The following is a 2,027-nucleotide window of genomic DNA, read 5'->3' as shown; positions in this document are numbered from 1 at the left end:
AGGCCTTCCGTATTGGCGCCCGCGCTGGCGCAACTGGTCGCGAGCGCCAATACGGAAGGCCTCGCGGCGCCCGAGTGGCTGCACCGCATCCCGTTCGCCGGCGACGCCATCTACAACTGGTGGCTGGCCACGCTCGGCCAGCCGCACGGCCTCGCGCACCTGCTGCAGGACGGCTCCGTGGGCCGCATGCAGACCGCCAGCGAAGTGCTGAAACGGGTCGGCAGCGGCGTCATGCACCGCCTCGTCGACATGCTGTTCGCCTTCCTGTGCCTGTTCTTCTTCTACAAGGACGGGGCCGCGCTGCAGCGCCAGACGGACGCCATCGGCGCCCACCTGATCGGCACGCGGCGCTGGACCTTGTTCTCGCTGAAGGTGCCCGTCGCGGTGCGCGCCACCGTCAACGGCCTCGTGCTCGTCGGCCTCGCGGAAGGCGTCCTGCTGGGCATCGGCTACCAGATCGCGGGCCTGCCGTCGGCCGTGCTGTGGGCCGCCGCGACGGGCGTCCTCGCCATCATCCCGTTCGGCGCCCCGCTCGCCTTCGGCGCCGCCGCCGCGCTGCTCGCGTACCAGGGCGCGCCGATCGCGGCGATCGGGGTCCTCGCCTGGGGCGCCATCATCCTGTTCATAGCGGATCACTTCGTGCGGCCGGCGATGATCGGCAATGCGACGCAGCTGCCGTTCGTCGCCGTCCTGCTGGGCATCCTCGGCGGCGTCGAGACGCTGGGTCTCATCGGGCTGTTCGTCGGGCCCGTCGTGATGACCTTGTTCGTCACGTTGTGGCACGAGGCGCGCGCGTTGCGCGAGGCGCGTACCGCTTGACCCTCACCTAACGTGAGGCCCGAGACTGTCCGCACGCTGAAAAACGGAGACGAACGATGCTGAAAGTAGGAGAGCTGGCCGCCCTGGCCAACCTGACGGTGCGCACCCTGCACCACTACGACAGCATCGGCCTGCTCCGTCCTTCGGCGCGTTCCGATGCCGGCTACCGGCTCTACGACCGCGACGACGTGGCCCGCCTGCACCGCATCCAGGCCCTGCGCGCGTTCGGCCTGAGCCTCGCCGACATCGCCCTCACGCTGGACAGTCCGGCCGGCTCGCCGCTGGCGATCGTCGACCGCCAGCTGGAAGCGCTCGAAACGCGCATGGCGGAAGCCAGGCGCCTGCGCGACCAGCTGCTGCGCGTGCGCGCGCAACTCGTGCAAGGCAGCGCGCCGGACCTGTCCACGTGGCTCACCACATTGGAGAACACCATGGACATGATCAACGTGTACGAACGCTATTTCACCAAGGAGGAACTGGAACGGCTGCCGATGGTCCGCAGCGACGCCGCCCAGGCGCAATGGCAGGCGATGGTCGAACAGGTGCGCGGCCTGATCGAATCGCAGGTGCCCCCGGGCTCGGATGCCGCCAAGGCCTTCGCGCTGCGCTGGCTGCAGACATTCGACCGCGACACCGGAGGCGACGCGGCGCTGCAGGCAAAGCTGAACGCGATGGTCGAGCGCGAAAAGGACGCCGTCGGCATGCCGGCGCAGATTTTCGACTACGTGAAGGCCGCCGTCGGCGAGCTGAAATTCGACACGTGGGCGAAATACCTGCGGCCGGAAGTCCTCGACCGCATGCGCCGCCACATCGCCGCGCGCGGCCACGAATGGACGCCGCTGATCGCGCAAGTACAGGCCGAGATCAAGGCCGATCCGGACGCAACGGGCCCGCGCGCGCGCGACCTGGGACGCCAATGGATGGCGCTGTTCCACGACATGGTCGGCACGGCCCCGCAAGACGTCGACGCCTTCCGCAAGGCCACCGCGACGGAACCCCTGCTGCGCATGGGGCCGGGCATCGGCGACGCGACGCTGGCCTGGCTGCGCAAGGCGCTAAGTACCTGAAGCAATTGCTTAAAACCGGGGTCAGAGCCCGGTTTTAAGCAACAAAAAAGGCACCCGCGGGTGCCTTTTTTTTGGTTCTTCACGGATTAGCGGGAAGTAACCGGTAAACAAAGAAAGCGGTAAAGAAGAGTTAGACTTGTT

Annotated in this window: 2 protein-coding genes; both read left to right on the top strand. The window is 67.7% G+C overall.

The genetic code is table 11. From position 1 onward, the window contains the following. On the top strand, nt 1–819 hold an 819-nt coding region (locus ACEN88_RS30145), incomplete at its 5' end, for an AI-2E family transporter (RefSeq protein ID WP_413345627.1). A 56-nt stretch (nt 820–875) separates the two neighbouring features. Next, nucleotides 876–1,886: a MerR family transcriptional regulator gene (locus ACEN88_RS30140; protein ID WP_413345625.1), complete on the top strand. Its 1,011-nt coding sequence runs from the start codon at nt 876–878 to the stop codon at nt 1,884–1,886. Nucleotides 1,887–2,027: the final 141 nt, after the last annotated feature.

The organism is Massilia sp. CT11-108 (genome assembly GCF_047302915.1).
Taxonomy (GTDB): Bacteria; Pseudomonadota; Gammaproteobacteria; order Burkholderiales; family Burkholderiaceae_D; genus Telluria; species Telluria orientalis.
Note: the sequence above shows the minus strand (reverse complement) of the source record. Positions and strands in the feature narration are given on the sequence as shown.